Origin of the sequence: Escherichia sp. 20412-1 (assembly GCF_003027595.1) — a bacterium.
Classification (GTDB): Bacteria; Pseudomonadota; Gammaproteobacteria; order Enterobacterales; family Enterobacteriaceae; genus Escherichia; species Escherichia marmotae.
This window is the reverse complement of sequence record NZ_PYQM01000091.1, coordinates 1-2,870: the sequence shown is the minus strand read 5'-3', so window position 1 is coordinate 2,870 and position 2,870 is coordinate 1. Positions and strand designations below refer to the sequence as shown.

Below are 2,870 nucleotides of genomic sequence, written 5' to 3'. Positions count from 1 at the left end.
TTCCCGCTACAGAGTCAAGCATTTTTTCGCTTTTCTCTGTCGAAGTTCTCAGGAGAACCCCGCTGACCCGGCGGCTTATTTGCCGTTGTTCCGTGTCAGTGGTGGCGCATTATAGGGAGTTATTCCGACCTGACAAGAGGAAATTTAAAATAATTTTCCGAATGCGTGTTTTTTATTCTTTATGCTTATTTCATCATCGTTTTGTTGGTTAAATGGGCGATTTCTCGGGCAAAATTCGCTACCTGTTCCCAATCGGTATAGACAACTTCTTTGCGCGTATCCGTTTCTCCGCCAGACATCTTCATAATCAGCTTGATCATAAAGCGGTCGTACCAACGGTAGCGTGGATAACGCAGCGCCCCAGCGATAACCGCGCAGCGATCGGGACGCCATTGTGAGTTCATCAAAAACTTCCGCGCGTAGCTGTTGGTCTGCACAGTACGCTTCTCCGGTTTACGCGCCACCAGGTTCACCGAGTAAAAGGCGCTCGGCATGGAGTTCAGGCGTGTGGCATGCGTTTTGACAAACTCCTGGAACGCAGAATGGTAATGACCGTAGCGAATAGATGCACCAATTACCACGCAGTCGTAGTTTTCCCATTCAGGTTCTTCGGTGCGATGCAAGTTGACAACATCCGCCTGGCTCCCCAGTTCTTTCAATTCCGAAGCCAGATACGAGGCAATCTCGCGCGTTTGTCCATCCCTTGTTGAGAAAAGAATTAATGTTTTCACGTATTACTCCATCATTCACGCCAGAAAGTCGGGGTAAAGAGCACCAGCAATGTAAAGACCTCGAGACGACCAAATAGCATATTGGCAATCAGGATCCATTTAGCCACCGGATTCATGCTGGTAAAGTTATCAGCAACCACACCAAGCCCTGGCCCCAGGTTATTCAATGTCGCAACAACCGACGCAAAGGCAGAAAAGTCATCCACGCCAGTGGCGATAATCGCCAGCATACTGACAATAAAAACTAACGCATAAGCAGAGAAGAATCCCCACACGGCTTCAAGGATGCGTTCCGGCAATGCGCGGTTCCCTAGCTTAATGCTATAAACAGCATTCGGATGCACCAGACGTTTCAGCTCACGGTTCCCCTGTTTGAACAACAGCAGAATGCGGATCACTTTCAGGCCACCGCCCGTTGACCCGGCGCAACCACCGATAAATGCAGAGCACAACAGTAGTACCGGCAAAAAGAGCGGCCAGCGGGCAATGCTGTCGGTCGTAAACCCGGCGGTCGTCGCCATCGACACTACCTGGAAAAATGCCTGGTTAATCGTCATCAGCGCCGAACTGTAGACATTATGAAACCACAGTACGAGTGTACAAATAACCACCAGCGTAAACTGTACGCCGATAAACATGCGAAATTCCGGATCGCGCCAGTAAACCTTCAGACTACGCCCACTTAACAGCGAGAAGTGCAGACCGTAGTTACAGCCGGAGATCAGCAAGAAAATAGCAATAATAGTGTTAATGGTCGGGCTATCGAAATAGCCAACACTAGCATCATGTGTCGAGAAACCACCAATAGCGATTGTCGCAAAGCTATGACCGATGGCATCAAAGGCATCCATTCCAGCAAACCACAGCGCCAGCGCACAGGCGACGGTCAACAGAACATAAATCAACCACAAAGTTTTTGCCGTTTCCGCAATACGCGGGCGCATTTTGTTATCTTTCAGCGGGCCGGGCATTTCCGCGCGATAGAGCTGCATTCCACCTACACCGAGAATAGGCAGTATCGCGACTGCTAACACGATGATCCCCATCCCGCCAAACCATTGCAGCATCTGGCGATAAAAGAGGATGGCATGAGGGAGTGAGTCCAACCCCACCAGCGTCGTTGCGCCTGTGGTGGTCAGACCGGAGAAGGATTCAAAAAACGCATCTGTAATGGTGAGGTTCGGGCTTTCCGAGAAGATAAAAGGGAGCGCACCGACACTACCCAGCACGGTCCAGAACAGCACCACAATCAGAAACCCTTCGCGGGATTTCAGCTCGCCCTTCTCTTTACGGTTCGGCCACCACAGCATGGAGCCAATCGCGAGGGCGACAAAAAAGGTCTGGGTAAATGCGCGGCCCGCCCCATCCCGGTAGATGAGCGCTACCAGCCCAGGGATAATCATGGTCCCTGAAAATAAGATGACCAGTAGTCCAACGATTCGGGTTATGGCGCGAAAATGCATCTCTGCCGCTTCCTTAGTTCTGCAAAATGAAGTGGGGATTATTCTTCAATCGCTAACAATTGCAATGAACCACGGCTAAAATCCGCCAGCTTTGCGGAAAATTCAGCCACTTTCGCCGCCGGAAGCGCCACCCGCAGCAGAACGAATGCCTGATAATCGCTGGTAATAACTTTGCCGTCACACTGCCCCAGCAACGCTTCAATACCGGTTAACTGACTATATTCACATTGCAAAGTATATTCGGTTAATGGCGTCTTGCGTTGGGTCGTTAGCTGGCGCAGTGCCTGATTCACGCCGCCGCCATAAGCTTTCACTAACCCACCGGTGCCCAGCAATATGCCGCCGTAGTAGCGCACCACCACGGCGGTAATTTCCCCGACGCCGCTGCCCATCAGTTGGGCGAGCATCGGTTTACCTGCCGTTCCCGCCGGTTCACCGTCATCGGAGAAGCCCAGTTGTTGTGAATCGTCAGGCGCCCCCGCCACCCACGCCACGCAATGGTGGCGAGCATCGGGGTGTTCTGCCCGTACTGATTCAACAAACGCTTTCGCTGAAGTGGTCAACAAAAACTGGCCACCGAGTTAGAGTTTTTCCAGTATCGATTTTCCGATTCGTTTGGGGGTAATCCACCGTTATATTCGTGCGGTCTTAGTGCGCTGTAATATCCAACGATATA

General features: G+C 51.3%; 2 protein-coding genes and 1 pseudogene. All 3 read right to left on the bottom strand.

Translation table 11 applies throughout. The annotated features are described in order from the left end of the window. Positions 1-185 precede the first annotated feature (185 nt). On the bottom strand, positions 186-731 hold the full coding sequence (gene hemG, locus C7B16_RS23915; protein WP_107180267.1) for a menaquinone-dependent protoporphyrinogen IX dehydrogenase: 546 nt from the start codon (positions 729-731) through the stop codon (positions 186-188). 11 nt (positions 732-742) lie between these two features. Beyond that, positions 743-2,194, bottom strand: coding sequence for a Trk system potassium transporter TrkH (trkH, locus tag C7B16_RS23910; RefSeq protein ID WP_000545680.1), 1,452 nt, complete (start codon positions 2,192-2,194; stop codon positions 743-745). A 38-nt stretch (positions 2,195-2,232) separates the two neighbouring features. Further along, positions 2,233-2,748: pseudogene (locus C7B16_RS23905) on the bottom strand (IMPACT family protein); the annotation flags it as partial. Positions 2,749-2,870 lie beyond the last annotated feature (122 nt).